This is a genomic window from Bradyrhizobium sp. HKCCYLS3077 (assembly GCF_051167555.1).
In the GTDB taxonomy this organism is placed as follows: Bacteria; Pseudomonadota; Alphaproteobacteria; order Rhizobiales; family Xanthobacteraceae; genus Bradyrhizobium.
In genome coordinates this window covers 893822-909619 of sequence record NZ_JBNPTH010000002.1, presented here as the reverse complement: position 1 = coordinate 909619, position 15798 = coordinate 893822, and the positions used below count along the sequence as shown (strand labels likewise).

The window sequence follows — 15798 nt, the reverse complement described above, 5'->3', positions numbered from 1 at the left end:
TTGCGCGATGGGTTTGCCATGGTCGATGAAGTGTTCGCCCTTTCGCCGATTTCCGCCCGTGCGGCGCAGCCGAACGAGGCTGATTACGAGGCGATCCGCGATGCCTTCATGGAGACGTCCCGAGGCCGCTGGTTCCTCGGTGAGTATGCCAAGCGAAATCGCAATGCCGACACCAGCATGGTGCTCGACGCGGTGGCCCGCATCGAGCACGCGCTGGCGTCGCAACGCCAGCAGCAGCAGGAGATCGAACAGGCTGACAGCAAGGCTCTGCCGGAAGTGCTGGCCGTCATCCGTGCTGCCGTCGAGGATGCCGCTCTTGCGGCCGCATCCGCGGTCGACAGTCTGGCGCTGGAGCAGAACCTGGCTCCGGTGCGCAAGGGCACCCGGATCATCAAGGAAATCTCCTGGCGCTGGCGCGAGATCGGCGCCGACTCCCGGATCTGCGACCTGATCGACTCGCAGGTCACCTCGATCGAGTTCGCCTGTAACCAGCTTGCCAGCGCAGACCCGAAGGTCGCGCTGCTGGCGGCCTTCGAGATCATCAAGGCGCGGCTGAAGGAACTCGACGAGCGTCCTGTCCAGGCCGCTCCGGCAGCTCACGAGATCAGGCCGACGGCCGAGGCTTCGACGGCAGCACCGCAAGAAGCCGCCCCGGCTCCGATCGTCGATGCCCCCGTCTTTCCTGAGCCCGAAACAGCGCGACATCCGGAGAGCGCAGCAGAGCAGCCGGCGCCGGCTGCATCTCCACTCGCAGCCACCAGCCCGCTGGTGGCGGCTGTCGCCTCGATCGAGGCGATCGAAACAGCCGCCGCGACCGTGGCAATTGTGTCCGAGGCCGGCGAAGCCGAACCGGTGCAGGCAGCCGTCCCCGCTTCCCCGCCTGAGGCCGTGGCCGCGCCGTCGATCGCCGAGGCGCTCGCGGATATCGAGCAGCAGGCTCCGGTAGCGGAGCTGGAGGACGCTGCAGCTGCCGAGGCGCAGGACGAGGCGATTCTGGAGCTGGTCGCAGCCGAAATGGGCGCGCCGGATCCGATGCTGGACGAGGACTTCAACCGGGCTCGCACGCTCGGCTTCGACATCGAGGAGCCGACCGCAGTCGACGACGACATCGTGGCAAGCTTCCGCGATCCCGGTCCGGCTGAAGTGGCCACGGACGTCGAACCAACCGACGTCAAAGCACCGGCTGTTCCTGTCGCGCCGGCACCGCCTCCGGCGCCCGTGGCCGATGCGCCGGCAGCCTCCGCACCGGCGCCTCTTGCATCGACGCTACTTGCCCCGGCGCCCGCCGCGCCAGTGGCAGCAGCGCCACCCACGGCGCCAACGGCAGTTCCGGATGCGCCGGCGCCGCTGCCCGAGTCCATCGCAGCCGAAACTCTGGCCGCGGTGGCTGCGGCCATGGCTGCTCCGCCGCCGCCTGCTTTCCCGCAGTCGGTCGTGACACCGGCCTCGCCGGCGACCTATCCGGCTGCTGCCGCGGCGGCCAGCACCAGCTCCTATGCCATGCCGAAGCCGGCCTATGAGCCGTCGCTGGGCTCGACGCTGCTGTCGAACGGCGTTTTGCAGCGGCCGCAGGCGCCGGCCAACGATGCGCTGGCCCCGATCCGCCGCATGACCCAGCCCGAGAAGGTCGCCTTCTTCTCGTAACACCCGAGCCGCTCGCCCCTGCGAGACGTACGGGCGGCTGCGACGATGTCAGCGGCGAACGCTCCGGTCGCTGGGTGACGCGGATCACGTACGTCCGTTCGCGCTCTTCGTAGCTTGATCCTCAAGTCATCACGTCGTGGATGCTCGAGGAGAACGCCGTGTCCATCACGCCCGTCCGTCGCCAAGGACTGTCTTGGACATCGCTGTTCGCGACCGCGCTGCTCGGCCTGACGGCCTGGCTCGGTCCGAACGCGACCTGGGCTGCTAACAGCGACCTCGATATCCTTCAGGCCCCGCCCCGCGCCCTTGCTTCGCCCGCGCCGGCAATGGCCGAGAGCACGGCCATCGCATCCCCCCAGGGCGTCGAGCCGCGCGTGGCGCTCGTCATCGGCAATGGCGAGTACCAGAACGCGCCGCGGCTGGAAAATCCCGACAACGACGCCCATGCCGTCGCCAAGCTGCTGAACTCGGCCGGCTTCGAAGTGATCACCGCCACCGACCTGACGCAGAGCGAGATGGTGCAGGTCGTGCAGGACTTCTCGAGCCGGCTGGCGGCGCACGGGCCCAATGCAGTGGCGATGGTGTACTACGCCGGTCACGGCATCCAGCTCGCCGGCGAGAACTATCTCATTCCCGTCGACGCCCGCATCTCCGCCCCCTCCGATCTGACAACAAGCACGGTCCGTCTCGTCGACCTGATGGCGACGCTCGAGGCCATTCCGAGCCGGATGCGGATCGTCGTGCTCGATGCCTGCCGCAACAATCCGTTTCCTGCCGTCAACGATGCCGGACGCGGGTTGGCGATCGTCGATGCGCCCAACGGTTCGATCGTCGGCTATTCGACGTCGCCCGGCGAAGAGGCGCTCGACGGCCGCGGCGAGCACAGTCCCTATACGCAGGCCTTTCTCAATCTCGCGCGCCAGCCGAACCTGCCGATCGAGCAGATGTTCAAGCGCATCCGCCTGCAGGTGAACCAGAGCACCGACGGACGTCAGACGCCGTGGGAGAGTTCATCGCTGACCAGCGACTTCACCTTCTTCGGCGACACGCTGGTTGCAGCCGGCCGCCCTGCCGACAAGGCGCCGGTCGTGCAGATGGCGGCGAACCTGCCCAGCCGGTCGGTGCGGCAGGCCTACGACTACGTCCTGTCCGAGAACCGCCCGCAATACTATCGCGAGTTCATCGAGCTCTATCCGCGCGACCCGCTCGCGGACCGGATCCGTGCTGTGCTCGCTGGCCTGGTACAGGCGACGGCGTGGCACCAGACCGTGCTGGCCAATTCGCCGGCCGCCTACAAGAGCTTCAGCGAAACCTACGCCGACAGCCCCTACGCTCCCGTTGCGCTGCGCCTGCAGGCCCAGCCTCGGCCCATCCCGGTGTTGCAGCCGAGCCATCTGATGATGTCGCCGCAGATCGTGCCGGCGGCGCGGCCGCTCGCTCCGGCCGAGCAGATGCAGAGCCGGCCTGGCCCGTTGCCGAGATTGCCGCCCCCCAACATGCCGCCGCGTCAGCCGGTCCCCACGACGGTGATCACGGGCAACAAGCCTCTCGGCAACACGGCTCCCAACAAGGTGCTCGAGCCGCGGCCTCCTGGCCAGTCCAAGATCGTCGACAAGACCGGACCGGCCGCGAATCCGCCTGGAGCGACAAGGATTCAGCGTGATCCCCTCAAACGGTTTCCGCAGGGACGTCCGTTCGAAAGCCGAGAGGCCCGGCGTCCGGTTCCCGGCAATTCCGGTCCGTTCAAGACCATGAATTCCCAGCGCCCGACGTTCGCGCGAAGTCCGTCAACGATGCGCGGCGCTGGATCACCCCATTTTGTCCAGTCCGGCCCGCGTCCTGCGGGTGGAGGATTTGCACGCGGCGGTCTCGGTTTTCGCTGACGCCGCGCGCTTCAGGCAATCAGCTTCGCATACAGTTCGGCATCGACATTGCCGCCGGAGAGAACGATCACCACCGTCTTGCCGGCGACCTCCAGACGACCGGCGAGCAAGGCCGCCAGCCCCACCGACCCGCCGGGCTCGACGACGAGCTTCAGCTCCCTGAAGGCAAAGCCGACCGCCCGGCCTACCTCCTCGTCCGAGGCTTCGACGGCTGCGGACAGCAGCCGGCTGTTGATGGCGAAGGTGATCTCGCCGGGGATGGCGGCCATCAGGGCATCGCAGATCGTTCGGCCCTTCGCATCATGGGCTTCGCGATGCCCGGCCCGGAGCGAGCGCGCATGGTCGTCGAAGCCCTTGGGCTCGGCGACGACCATCTGCGTGCTCGGAAAACGGGCCTTCACCGCAGTCGAGACCCCGGCCAGCAATCCACCTCCCGAAGCCGGCACGATCACGACATCCGGCGACAAGCCGAGCGCCGACAGATCCTCGGCGATCTCGCGGCCGACCGTCCCCTGCCCGGCGATCACGAAGGGATCGTCGTAAGGCGGCACCACCGTCGAACCGCGCTTCGCGGCGATCTCACGCGCGATCGCCTCGCGATCTTCGCGGTCGCGATCATAGAGCACGACATCGGCGCCGAAAGCCTTGGTGCGCTCGCGCTTGGCGGCCGGCGCATCCGAGGGCATGACGATCGTGGCATCCATGCCGAACAACTGCGCGGCATGGGCGACGCCCTGCGCATGATTGCCCGAGGAGAATGCGACGACGCCCTTGGCGCGATCGGTCTCGGGAATCGAGGCAAGCTTGTTGTAGGCGCCGCGGAACTTGAACGAGCCGGTCCGCTGCAGCACCTCCGGCTTCACGAACACGTTGGCCTTCAGCCGGTCGCTGAGGACCGGGGCCGGCAGCAGCGGCGTGCGCACGGCAACATTTGCAAGCGTGGCCGCGGCCGCATCGATATCGGCAACGGTGACGGGCAGGATCGGGGCATGGGCTGTCATGCCCTATTTTACCGCGCCCCATCACCGCGAGGCAAGCCGGGCGCGGCCTTCAGGCGGCGCGGGCCGTGAGCTGCGGAACCGGGGCCGGCTGCCGCTGCGGATCGGTCCAGGTCAGGATCTCGAAACGGCCATCCTCATGCTCCACGAGTGCCGTGCAGCTCTCCACCCAGTCGCCGCAGTTCATGTAGCGGATGCCATCCTGGTCGCGGATCACGGCGCAATGAATGTGGCCACAGATCACGCCATCGGCGCCATGCCGCCGCGCTTCCGCCGCGAGCGCCGTCTCGAATGCGCCGATGTAGTTCACCGCATTCTTGACCTTCTGCTTGGCCCATTGCGACAGCGACCAATACGGCACGCCGAACATGCGACGGAAGAAGTTCACCAGTCGATTCATCTGGATCGCGAAGTCATACGCCTTGTCGCCGAGATGGGCGAGCCAGCGGGCGTTCTGCACGACGAGGTCGAAGATGTCGCCGTGAATGACGAGGTATCGTTTGCCGTCCGTTCCGGTGTGCACGATGTTCTCGACGACGTCGATGCCTCCGAAATGCGTGCCGTAATAGCCGCGCAGGAACTCGTCGTGATTGCCGGGGACGTAGACGACCTTGGCGCCTTTGCGCGCCTTGCGCAGCATCTTCTGGACGAGATCGTTGTGCGATTGCGGCCAGTGCCAGCTGGATTTGAGGGCCCAGCCGTCGATGATGTCGCCGACCAGATAGATCGTATCGGCATCGTGGTGACGCAGGAAATCGACGAGAAGATTGGCCTGCGAGCCGCGGGCCCCGAGATGAACGTCGGAGATGAAGAGCGTACGAAAGCGCCGCGTCGGGCTTTCTTCACCAGCAGTCTCAAGTCCCATGCGCGCCCACCTAACAGTCCCTGATGACACCGCAATGACAAGGTCAGTTCGGCAGAACCCATCCTGCCGCTTCCGACACCATGCGCGACGACTCGCGCTGTCCCCCGCCACTGCCCCGCGATACCAGCGCGGTGCGACAATCAGGCGACAGGAGCGGCGCTCAACGGGACATCGCGCGCGGCCATGCCGCACAAAGATTGTGCGACGGCGTTGGCCTTTCCTGGGGCCTCCAGAGGAGCGCTGCGCGTTCATACTTTCAGGAATACTTTACGACCCCTGGTTCATGTTGACCGAAATTGCCAGCAAAACCCGTTCCTCCCATGGCCAAGGACCGATGACGACGGAGTTCATTCCGGATCTCGCCAGATGGCCGGCATCGGAAACCGAGCGCGGACAGTCCGACACCGCGCGCGCAGCGGTCGAGACTGTCCTGATCGCGGCCGTCGCATCGATCCTTTCGCTGCTTCACACCGGGTTTGCGTTCGGCGTCGACAACAACGTCTTTCACCTGCCGATCCTCGCGCGCCTGTACGACGAACCCCAGTTTCGCGACGACGCCTTCATCCAGTCGCTCCGCCATTTCGCCTCCGGCGTCTGGATGCTGCCGCTCGGATCCGCCGATGTCGGCAGGCAGGAGGTGATCTTCCTGGCCCTGACGTTCCTCTCACGCCTGGTCAATTTCCTGGGCTTCCTGTGCTGCGCGTCGCTGCTGGGCATCCATACTCTGCGGGACAGGATCGTCTTCAGCCTCGTCATCTCCATGACCGCGTTCCTGGTCGGAAGCAGCTTTGCCGGGATGGGCGGGCTGTTTCTGAACACTTTCACGCATTCGGAAATCGCCAACGGCACCACCCTGCTCGCGATCTACTTTGCGGCGAAGCGCCGCTATGTCGGCACGATGACGCTGGTCGGGCTGACGTTCTTCATCAACGCCTTCATGGCCGTGTGGCTGGTGCTGCCGATCGGATGCATGGCGGTGAGCCAACTCGTCCGCGGGCAGATCAGCTTGAAGGTCCTGTGCCGGGACGTGCTGCTCGGCCTCGTGCCCTGCCTGCTGCTGACGCTCCCCGTCCTTGCCAAGATCCTCGGCAACCCGGAATTCGGCCGGCCGATCGCGTTCGACTATGCGCACTACCTGCGCCAATATTTCGGCGAGCACTTCCTGATCGACACCATTGCTCCATCCCAGTTGGTCGCCCTCGGTGGAATCATCCTGCTGGGCCTCGCCTCACTTTTCCGTCTCGGCGCCGGCTCGCAGCCGCTGCGGGTGGCCTATGCCGGCCTTCTGCTGCTCTATGCGCTCGGCGCGGCGCTGCCGTTGTTGTCGACCTCGCCGACGCTGCTCAACCTCCATCTGCTGCGATCGAGCGGCATCATCCATCTCGTCGCCGGCCTCGCGGCCGCTGCGCTGGCGACACGCTGCTTGCGCGATGACCGGCGCCCCCTGTTTCTGCTCGGCGCGGTCGTCGTGCTGGTCCTGACCTCACGCACCAATGCCTTCGTCCTCAGCGTTCCCCTCATTCTGCTCGGACCCGCCGTTGTCGAACGCTGGTCGCCGAGTGCAGGTCCCGTCCGTCTCGCCGGCTACGCGGCCATCGCCGTCGCGGCACTGGTCGTGTTTCCGATGGCGACGCGGGTCAACTACGCGGTCGACCGGCAGCTTGCCGAGAGCCTCGCCGAATGGCGTGCTCTCAGCGATTGGGCGCGCGGCGCGACACCGCCTTCGGCGATCTTCCTGACTCCGGCCCGGGCCACGCCGAAGCCTGGTGAGGATCCCGATCAGGAGCGCCGCGACGCGGCGCTGACGCGGGCCAGCATCTTCGAAACGGAAGCCCATCGCCGCGTCTGGGTCGACTACAAGCGCGGCGCGGGGGCGATGTGGAGTCCGTCTTATTACCCCATCTGGCTCACCCGCTACACCGAAGTCGGAGAACTGACCTCGCTCGATCAGCGCCTCGCCTACGCAAATCGCAACGACATCGCCTATGTGATCGAGCGCTGCGCCGCCGTTCCGGCCGATCGCTCCCCTCTGTTCCGCACACCGCGTCTCTGCGTCTTCGCCGCCGAACCGGCGGCCTGACCCGCTCTCCTATCTCGGCACGGTGACGACGCGCAGATTGTTGGTGGTGCCGGCCTGCGCGAACGGGATGCCGGCGACGACGACCAGCAGGTCGCCCTTGTCGGCGAACTCCTCCTGCACGGCGAAGAACGTCGCGCGCTCGACCATCTCCTCGTAGCTCTGCACGTCCTGCGACAGCACGCTGTGCGCGCCCCACAACAGGCACATCCGGCGCGAGGTGTCCTCGTTCGGCGTGATCGCGAGGATCGGCAGACTCGGCCGCTTGCGCGCGACGCGCGAGGCCGAGGTGCCGCTCGACGTATAGGCCACGATCGCCTTGGCATGGATCGCGGAGGCGAGGTCCGCCGCCGCGGTCGCCACCGCATGCGGCGGCGTCTGCTCCTCGTTGGGCTGCGTCGCCTGGATGATCGAGGCGTACATCTTGTGCTTCTCGGTCGCCTTGATGATGCTGTCCATCATCGCGACTGCCTCACGCGGATACTGCCCGCTGGCCGATTCCGCCGACAGCATCACAGCATCAGCGCCGTCGTAGATCGCGGTCGCCACGTCGGACACCTCGGCCCGCGTCGGCGTCGGCGTCGCCACCATCGAATCCAGCATCTGCGTCGCGACGATCACCGGCTTCACCGCGAGACGGCAGGCGCGCACCAGCTCCTTCTGCTTGCCCGGCACGTCCTCGTTCGGAATCTCCACACCGAGATCGCCACGCGCCACCATGATCGCATCCGAGAGCTGGATGATGTCGTCGATGCGGTCCAGCGCCGCCGGCTTCTCGATCTTGGACATGATGCCGGCGCGGCCGTCGATCAGCCCTCGCGCCTCGATCACGTCGGACGGCTTCTGCACGAAGGACAGCGCCACCCAGTCGACGCCGAGGTCGAGGCCGAAGGCGAGATCGGAGCGGTCCTTCGCCGTCAGCGGCGACAGCTCGAGAATGGTGCCGGGGAGATTGACGCCCTTGTGATTGGAGATCGCGCCGCTGACGATCACCTTGGCCTCGATCCAGTCGTCGCCGAGCCCGGTGACGCGCACGCGGACGCGGCCGTCGTCGATCAGAAGATCGTGACCGGGCGCGACCGCCGCAAAGATTTCCGGGTGCGGCAGCGGAATCGACGTCCTGTCGCCTTCGGTGCCGTTCAGGACAAACCGAATCGTCTCGCCGGCTTCGACCTGGATCTTCTTGTCGCGCAGGGTGCCGACGCGGATCTTCGGTCCCTGCAGATCCATCAGGATGCCGATCGGCCGCTGCACCTCTTTCTCCAGCGCGCGGATCGCGGCGTGGACCTTGGCGTGATCGGCCTGCGTGCCGTGGCTGAAATTGAGGCGGAACGTGTCGACGCCGGCAAGAAACAGCGCTTTCAGCATCTCCGGTGAATTGCTGGCGGGGCCGACGGTCGCGACGATCTTGGCTCGACGGTGACGACGCATGATGTGTCCTTTCTCCCCAACCCGACTATCGCATCTCTATGACGCGCATGCCCTCGGGCACACGTGGACGCAGTGGAGCGGCTGATATACCGCCCGCGGCGTCCATTGCAAGCGCAACCCCGGACACGCAGAGATTGTACGGACGGATCGCACGTCTCAGACGTTCGAGCCGTGGATGGCGTCGATCACCGCGTCCGTCACCTCCTTCGTGGTCGCCTTGCCGCCCACATCCGGCGTCAGGATGCCGGCCGCACACACCTTTTCGACCGCCGCCATCAGCCTGATCGCAGCCTCCTTCTCGCCGAGATGCTCGAGCATTTGCGCAGCCGTCCAGAACGTCGCGACGGGATTGGCAATGCCCTTGCCGGTGATGTCGAAGGCCGAGCCGTGGATCGGCTCGAACATCGACGGGAAGCGCCGCTCCGGATCGATGTTGCCGGTCGGGGCGACGCCGAGGCTGCCGGCGAGCGCGCCGGCCAGATCGGACAGGATATCGGCGTGCAGATTGGTTGCGACGATGGTGTCCAAACTCTTCGGCTGCAGTGTCATGCGCACGGTCATCGCGTCGACCAGCATCTTGTCCCAAGTCACGTCAGGGAATTCGCGCGCCACTTCTGCTGCGATCTCGTCCCACATCACCATGCCGTGGCGCTGCGCGTTGGACTTGGTCACAACCGTCAAGAACTTGCGCGGCCGCGACTGCGCGAGCTTGAAGGCATAGCGCATGATACGGGTGACGCCGACGCGGGTGAACACCGCGACCTCGGTGCCGACCTCCTCCGGAAGACCGCGATGCGCGCGGCCGCCCATGCCCGCATATTCGCCCTCCGAGTTCTCGCGCACGATTACCCAGTCGAGATCGCCGACGCCGACATTGCGCAGCGGCGAGGCGACGCCGGGCAGGATCTTGGTCGGCCGCACATTGGCGTATTGATCAAAACCCTGGCAGATCGGCAGACGAAGGCCCCACAGCGTGATGTGGTCGGGAACATCGGGCGCGCCGACCGCGCCGAAATAGATCGCATCAAAGGTCTTCAGTTCAGCAAGGCCGTCGGCGGGCATCATCACGCCCTGCTTCTTGTAGTAGTCCGAGCCCCAGTCGAAGGTCTTGACGTTGAAGCTGATGTCGCCGCTGCGCTTGGCGAGCGCTTCGAGCACGCGGACCCCAGCGGAGATGACCTCGGGCCCGATGCCGTCGGCGGGAATGGCGGCGATGGAATGGGTGCGCATTGTCTGTCTTCAACCTCTGTCCGGGCGTTTCACCCGGACAGCTCTCGCATGTCGCCTCGCCAACGACAAGATGGCGAGGCTGTGCGCTGCACTATCCCAGCGGCGACTCCGCGATGTCGAGCAGCGCGCCGAGGCCGTGGCGCAGGCCGCGCATCGGCTGCTGCTCGGACGACAGGCCAAGCGCCAGCAGCGAACGTCCGGTGACCTCGTAGACATGGCCGAACGGCAGCGGCTGCACCTGCGCGTCAGGCTGGTTGGTGTCGATCAGCGCCAGCCAATTGTGCCCTTCGGGCACCGACGGCAAAGTGAAGTTCACGACGTCGAAATGCGCGTTGTAGATCAGCAGCAAGGTCGCATCCGAGCCGCGGCGCTTGACACCGGTCTCCTGGGCGCGGCCATCGAGCAGCATGCCGAAGCAGCGCGCGTTGCCGTCGGTCCACTGCTCCGTCGTCATCTCCTCGCCCGACGGCGCGAGCCAGGTCACGTCCTTGACGTCGAGCTCCTCGTTGAGCGAGCCGACCAGGAAGCGCGAGCGGTACAGGATCGGAAACGCCTTGCGCATCGCGATCAGCTTGCGCGTGAACTCGCGCAACTGCCGCCCCGGCGCTGTGATGCCCATCCAGTCGAGCCAGCTGATCTCGTTATCCTGGGCATAGGCGTTGTTGTTGCCGTCCTGGGTGTGCCCGAACTCGTCGCCGGCAAGCAGCATGGGCGTGCCGTGCGACAGCAGCATCGTCGCCAGCATGTTGCGCTTCTGCCGTTCGCGAAGCGCGATGATCTCGGGATCGTCGGTCGGCCCCTCGACGCCGCAATTCCACGAATGGTTGTTGCTGTGGCCGTCGCGATTGTCCTCGCCGTTGGCCTCATTGTGCTTGTCGTTGTAGGAGACGAGGTCGTTGAGATTGAAACCGTCATGCGCCGTGATGAAGTTGACGCTTGCCCACGGACGGCGGCCGCGCTTGTTGAACAGATCGCCCGACCCGGAAATGCGCTTGGCGAAATCGGCGATCGTGCCGCCGTCCCCCTTCCAGAACGCGCGCGTGGTGTCACGAAACTTGTCGTTCCACTCCGCCCAGCCCGGCGGAAACTGACCGACCTGATAGCCGCCCGGACCGATGTCCCAGGGCTCGGCGATCAGCTTGACGCCTGACAGCACTGGGTCCTGACGGCAGGCATCGAGGAAGCCGCCGCCCTCGTCGAAGCCATACGGCTCGCGCGCGAGAATGGTGGCGAGATCGAAGCGGAAGCCGTCGACCCGCATCTCGGTGGCCCAATAGCGCAGCGAATCTGCAACCAGCTGCAGCACGCGCTGATGCGACAGGTTCACCGTGTTGCCGGTGCCGGTGTCGTTGATGTAGTAGCGCTTCTTGTCCGGAAGCAACCGATAATAGCTGGCGTTGTCGATGCCCTTGAACGACAGGGTCGGTCCGAGCTCGTTGCCTTCGGCAGTGTGGTTGTAGACCACGTCGAGGATGACCTCGATGCCGTTGGCGTGGAACTGGTTGACCATGGTCTTGAATTCGGTCGCGAACGGCGTTTTGAGGTAGCGCGGCTCCGGCGCGAAGAAGCCGATCGAATTGTAGCCCCAGTAGTTGCGCAGGCCCTTCTCGACCAGGTAGCTGTCGTCGATGAAGGCGTGGATCGGCAGCAGCTCGGCCGAGGTGATGCCGAGCGAGCGCAGGTACGCCGGAATGTCGTGATGCGCGAGGCCGGCGAAGGTGCCGCGGTCGGCTTCCGGCACCAGCGGATGCATCTTGGTGAAGCCCTTGACGTGCATCTCGTAGAAAATCGTCCGCTCCCACGGAATCTCCGGCTTGCGCGACGTGCCCCAGGTGAAGGCCGGATCGATCACCCGGCACTTCAGCATCAACGGCGCGCTGTCGCGGTCGTCGAAGGAGAGATCCTTGTCGGCGTGATCGAGCTGATAGCCGAACAGCTCCGGGCCCCAGCGCAGTTGGCCGACGAGCTGCTTGGCATAGGGATCGATGACCAGCTTGTTGGGATTGAAGCGATGGCCCGCGTCGGGCTCGTACGGTCCGTGCACGCGATAGCCGTAGACGGTGCCGGGGCGCGCGGTCGGTAGATAGCCGTGCCAGACCTCGTCGGTGTATTCCGGCAGCTCGATGCGCTCGAGCTCGGTCTCACCTCGCTCGTCGAACAGGCACAGCTCGACCTTGGTCGCGTGCGCGGAAAAGATCGCAAAGTTCACGCCGAGGCCGTCCCAGGTCGCGCCGAGCGGAAACGGCCGCCCCTCGCTGATCTTGGCCTTGCGCAAATTGAAAGCGGCCTGCGTCAGGGCGTCGGCCCTGTCAGTGAGTTGATCCATGGATGCCCCCTGCCCGGTTTAAGTCGTCTAATGTGTTTCGGATGTTGCAACGGCCTCAGCGGCAACGGTCTCCGTTGCGGCCACGGACGCGATCACCTCTGCGGGTGGCACATCGGCCGGCACGGACGACTTGGTCCGCTGCAGATGCACCTCCTTCGAAATCGCGGCGATGGAGTTGCCGATGCGGCCCACGATCTCGGCGAGCTCGGCCTGGGTGACACGGAGCCGGCGCGTGACGATGCGAACCTGGACCTTGTCGGTGAGATCGAGCTTGTTGCGGATGGGCTGGATTTTGGGACGGCGCATATGGCTCCTCCTGCATAAGGTCAACAGCGGCTCCGGAATTTGGTTCCCGGAGAGAACCGCACTGCGACAAAGCGGGCGCGGGCTGCAGAGAGACATGTCGAGCCATCAGGGTGAGCGAATTCGATCTCGCGGCGGCATCCGCCCGAGTGATGTCGGAGATGTTGCCCTCGGACCATGCAGAGGGCGCAGGGAATGCCGGGCGCTGGCCGCAACCCATGGCCCGCCTGCAGAAAAATAAGCAGGCGGCAGTCACCACAGGTTCAGCCGAGACATCCCGGCATTCCCCGCGCGATGGTTTTCACGCTTATGTCGCGCTCTCCCCAGTGTCCGGGCTCTTAGCCACTGTCGCCCGGAGATCATCGCCTCCGGACTTGACGCCAGCATCGGGGCGCCAGGACCACGCGTCTTCGCGTCCGCAAGCCCGCCGTTCGTCCGCGCAGGTCTCCCCACGCTGCGACAGGCCCGCAGCCACCGCATCCCGCGCCCAACGTTCCGTGACGATCGCGAAGCGCCCCTCTCGAGGAGCACGGGATGGCGACAGTGAACCATGATTTCCGAAAAATAGCAATATATTTATTTTTCGAAGAAGCATCGAGCCCTGCTCCTCGACCGTCATTCCGGGGCGCGCGTCAGCGCGAGCCCGGAATCCATACTCACGATATCCGTGAGGCCCGAGATGCACGTTGCGGGTGGCTCGCACTCCATCACCGTTTGTGGTTATGGATTCTGGGCTCATCGCTTCGCGATGCCCCGGAATGACGTGGTGGTTGTGACAGAGTGGCCCGTCCAGGAAAGCGAAGCCCTGGGTCGTCAGAGCGCCACCGAAGGGGGGCGCGTGCCCGCTATCATCACCGCCCGAAACGCTACAGTCAGGGGCACGTGCCCAGCGCAAGTACCGCCGCCCGTGACTCGGCTATCGCCGGGGACTCAGATATCCCAGCGCCTCATCCCCAAGATCACAACTCCTGCGATCAGCATCACAACTGCAACAAATGCAAATACGATCAGGCCGACTTTCCATGAGCCGCCGACTACAAGAACACAGAACCATCCAATAGGATCTCCTGCGGCCACAACCACAGCGTCTGCCAAAGACGGTTTCATTTGACGAGGCTCTGTCATGCCAAGTCTCTTTACCACGACATTCACACCCTGGGAGAGCAAGTAAATGGCAAGTCCGACATGCGCGAAATGCGAAGGGCACACGTTTCAGCGGGGTCATATCGTGCCACTCGGAGAGCAGCGCGGCGTTTCGGTCTTGCATTGCGCTGCTTGTGGCACAGTCGCTGCCGTCTTGGATTCGCAAGCAGCCATCGAGAACCTGCAGAAGCAGGTCGCAAGCATCGATGCCGGTCTCATCCGCATCGTCAAGGCCATGCAAGAGCTCTGACGGAATCGGGAAAGTGAAAGTCTGGCGCTTATCGGGCCGGCAGACGACGGCGTCGCTCGGACGGACTTTGCTCCGACGGGCGCTGCACATAGGGGTTCAGCAGGCACATGGCAGACAGGCTGGTCGCCCGCACCTTGCACGCCTCCCACGATCTGTACTCGCACGAAATCGTGCTCGATCCGCCCCATTCCCAGAGCTGGAGGCACACCGGATCATTGCCGTTGAACTGTTGGGCCGGGGCTGGAACGGTTGCCAGCACGGTGATCGAAGCCATGACGAAGAGCGCGCGCATCATGGCCCATCTTGGCACGAGGATGCCCCGTTCGAAAAGGGTTGAGGAGCGGCTTGCTCCGCGCGAAGTTCTGCTGCCCCTCATCCAGCGCGGCGACCTGCCAATGATCTGCCGGCAGCCGATAGCACGACCGTGCCATGGCGATCTTCAGCCGCGCGGACGAAGATCAGACCGAGAGCGGCGCAGGCCACCCGCCACGGGTTGCCTCGAACATTCGGGATATTGCCGGGCGAGGATGGGAGATGACGGATAAAGCCCTCTGGTCGACGCTGCGCCGCAGATTGGTGCCCGCTATAGCGGTGCTCGGGGCGGTCGCCAACCTGCTTTGCATCATGCTCACATTTCATCGGGATTCCCTGAGATCCCATGATCTCGATCAGGGGATCTCAGCGGGCGTTTGGTTAGTTCTTCCCTTCGGCATCCTCCTCCTGGCCCCCAGCTTCGCTCTGTACGTGTTCCGCCGCTCCGCGCCGGTCGCGATCCTGTTGACCACGCTGCTGCTCCTGATCCTGAAGATGAACATCGACGGGCTCATTCTGTACCGGGAGATCGGCGTCTTCGAGCGCTTCCCGAAGTGGGACTCGCCGGGTGTGGCCCTGATCTTTCTCAGCATGTTGTCGCTCGCGATGATCGTGGTGCGGGCCATCATCCGGCTGGTCGACCGGCTTCAGGGCCACGATCCCGACGCGTCCGCTTCCTGATCCCACGGGGACAGCGCACATCATGCCGGGATCGCGACACGTCACCGCAGGCCCGGCACCATCCGCTTCAAGGTCCGGTCATGCAGCCAGTAGTGATGCAGCAGCGCGGCGGCGACATGGGCGGCGATCAGGATCATCAGGCCGTTGGCGAGCGCCTCGTGCATCTCCTTCATGTCATGGGCGAAGCCGCGGTCGGCGGCCCAGGGCGAGGCGATGGCGAACAGGCCGAGCACCGGCAGCGCCTCGCCGCGGGCGAACTGGGTGAGGACGCCGAGGACCGGAATGGCGAACATGATGCCGTAGATCAGCAGATGCGCGATCTCGCCGGCGTGCACGGTCCACGATCCGAACTTGGTCGCCACCGGCGCCGGCGGCGGATCGGCGAGGCGCCAGGCGAAGCGCGCCAGCGCGAAGCCGAGCATCGACAGTCCGAGGGAGGCGTGTGTGAACAGGCCGATCTCGTGAGCGGCGCGCGGCAGCATGTCGCCGAGATGCCCTGAGATCCAGGCCGCGGGCACCAGCACGGCGACGACCCAGTGCAGCCCGATGGCGACGGAGCCGTAGGCTTTGGCGGAGTTTCGAAGACGCATGATCAGCTTCCTTCAGCAAGGGGGCACCGCGCGGCCGGGAGAGCCGAAGCGCGGGTGGCATGACC

General features: G+C 65.4%; 14 protein-coding genes. 5 read left to right on the top strand and 9 right to left on the bottom strand.

The window, feature by feature from the left end; translation table 11 throughout:
• The first annotated feature begins 18 nt into the window (after nt 1-18).
• Both ACQR0Z_RS10325 and ACQR0Z_RS10320 read left to right on the top strand, forming a co-directional pair.
• Nucleotides 19-1644 (top strand): hypothetical protein, encoded by a 1626-nt coding sequence (locus ACQR0Z_RS10325; RefSeq protein ID WP_434918727.1) that lies wholly within the window; start codon nt 19-21, stop codon nt 1642-1644.
• Nucleotides 1645-1802: 158 nt separating this feature from the next.
• Nucleotides 1803-3527 (top strand): caspase family protein, encoded by a 1725-nt coding sequence (locus ACQR0Z_RS10320; protein WP_434918525.1) that lies wholly within the window; start codon nt 1803-1805, stop codon nt 3525-3527.
• A gap of 11 nt (nt 3528-3538) precedes the next feature.
• On the opposite strand, the gene ACQR0Z_RS10315 is transcribed toward ACQR0Z_RS10320, so the two are convergent.
• Entirely contained in the window at nt 3539-4528 is a 990-nt protein-coding gene (locus ACQR0Z_RS10315; RefSeq protein ID WP_434918524.1) for a threonine ammonia-lyase, read from the bottom strand.
• Nucleotides 4529-4577: 49 nt separating this feature from the next.
• Nucleotides 4578-5390 carry a UDP-2,3-diacylglucosamine diphosphatase gene (locus tag ACQR0Z_RS10310; protein WP_434859570.1) on the bottom strand — a complete coding sequence of 271 codons (813 nt, stop codon included), beginning with the start codon at nt 5388-5390 and terminating at the stop codon, nt 4578-4580.
• On the opposite strand from ACQR0Z_RS10310, the gene ACQR0Z_RS10305 reads away from it, so the two are divergent.
• A complete protein-coding gene (locus ACQR0Z_RS10305) occupies nt 5389-7470 on the top strand; it encodes a hypothetical protein (protein WP_434918523.1) in 2082 nt (693 codons plus the stop codon). The two genes, ACQR0Z_RS10310 and ACQR0Z_RS10305, sit on opposite strands and share 2 nt — an antisense overlap.
• A 9-nt stretch (nt 7471-7479) precedes the next feature.
• Here ACQR0Z_RS10305 and pyk read toward each other — a convergent pair whose 3' ends face one another.
• The 5 genes from pyk to ACQR0Z_RS10280 all read right to left on the bottom strand — a co-directional run bounded on the left by pyk (nt 7480) and on the right by ACQR0Z_RS10280 (nt 13882).
• Complete coding sequence (gene pyk, locus ACQR0Z_RS10300; protein WP_434859568.1) at nt 7480-8898, bottom strand: pyruvate kinase; 1419 nt, start codon at nt 8896-8898, stop codon at nt 7480-7482.
• 156 nt (nt 8899-9054) lie between these two features.
• Nucleotides 9055-10128 carry a tartrate dehydrogenase gene (locus tag ACQR0Z_RS10295; RefSeq protein WP_434918522.1) on the bottom strand — a complete coding sequence of 358 codons (1074 nt, stop codon included), beginning with the start codon at nt 10126-10128 and terminating at the stop codon, nt 9055-9057.
• Nucleotides 10129-10219: 91 nt separating this feature from the next.
• Nucleotides 10220-12454 (bottom strand): glycogen debranching protein GlgX, encoded by a 2235-nt coding sequence (gene glgX, locus ACQR0Z_RS10290; protein WP_434918521.1) that lies wholly within the window; start codon nt 12452-12454, stop codon nt 10220-10222.
• Nucleotides 12455-12481: 27 nt separating this feature from the next.
• Nucleotides 12482-12760 (bottom strand): DUF3606 domain-containing protein, encoded by a 279-nt coding sequence (locus ACQR0Z_RS10285; protein WP_434918520.1) that lies wholly within the window; start codon nt 12758-12760, stop codon nt 12482-12484.
• 927 nt (nt 12761-13687) lie between these two features.
• Nucleotides 13688-13882: a hypothetical protein gene (locus tag ACQR0Z_RS10280; protein WP_434918519.1), complete on the bottom strand. Its 195-nt coding sequence runs from the start codon at nt 13880-13882 to the stop codon at nt 13688-13690.
• A 46-nt stretch (nt 13883-13928) separates the two neighbouring features.
• Between ACQR0Z_RS10280 and ACQR0Z_RS10275 the strand changes: the two genes are divergently transcribed.
• Nucleotides 13929-14150: a hypothetical protein gene (locus ACQR0Z_RS10275; protein WP_434918518.1), complete on the top strand. Its 222-nt coding sequence runs from the start codon at nt 13929-13931 to the stop codon at nt 14148-14150.
• A gap of 28 nt (nt 14151-14178) precedes the next feature.
• Here ACQR0Z_RS10275 and ACQR0Z_RS10270 read toward each other — a convergent pair whose 3' ends face one another.
• Nucleotides 14179-14445, bottom strand: a complete 267-nt coding sequence (locus ACQR0Z_RS10270; protein WP_434918517.1) for a DUF3551 domain-containing protein — start codon at nt 14443-14445, stop codon at nt 14179-14181.
• 134 nt (nt 14446-14579) lie between these two features.
• Here ACQR0Z_RS10270 and ACQR0Z_RS10265 point away from each other — a divergent pair, with 134 nt between their 5' ends.
• The gene (locus ACQR0Z_RS10265) at nt 14580-15143 is read left to right on the top strand and encodes a hypothetical protein (RefSeq protein WP_434918516.1); all 564 of its coding nucleotides are present in this window, start codon (nt 14580-14582) and stop codon (nt 15141-15143) included.
• A gap of 41 nt (nt 15144-15184) precedes the next feature.
• On the opposite strand, the gene ACQR0Z_RS10260 is transcribed toward ACQR0Z_RS10265, so the two are convergent.
• A complete protein-coding gene (locus ACQR0Z_RS10260; protein ID WP_434918515.1) occupies nt 15185-15733 on the bottom strand; it encodes a cytochrome b in 549 nt (182 codons plus the stop codon).
• Between the last annotated feature and the right edge of the window lie 65 nt (nt 15734-15798).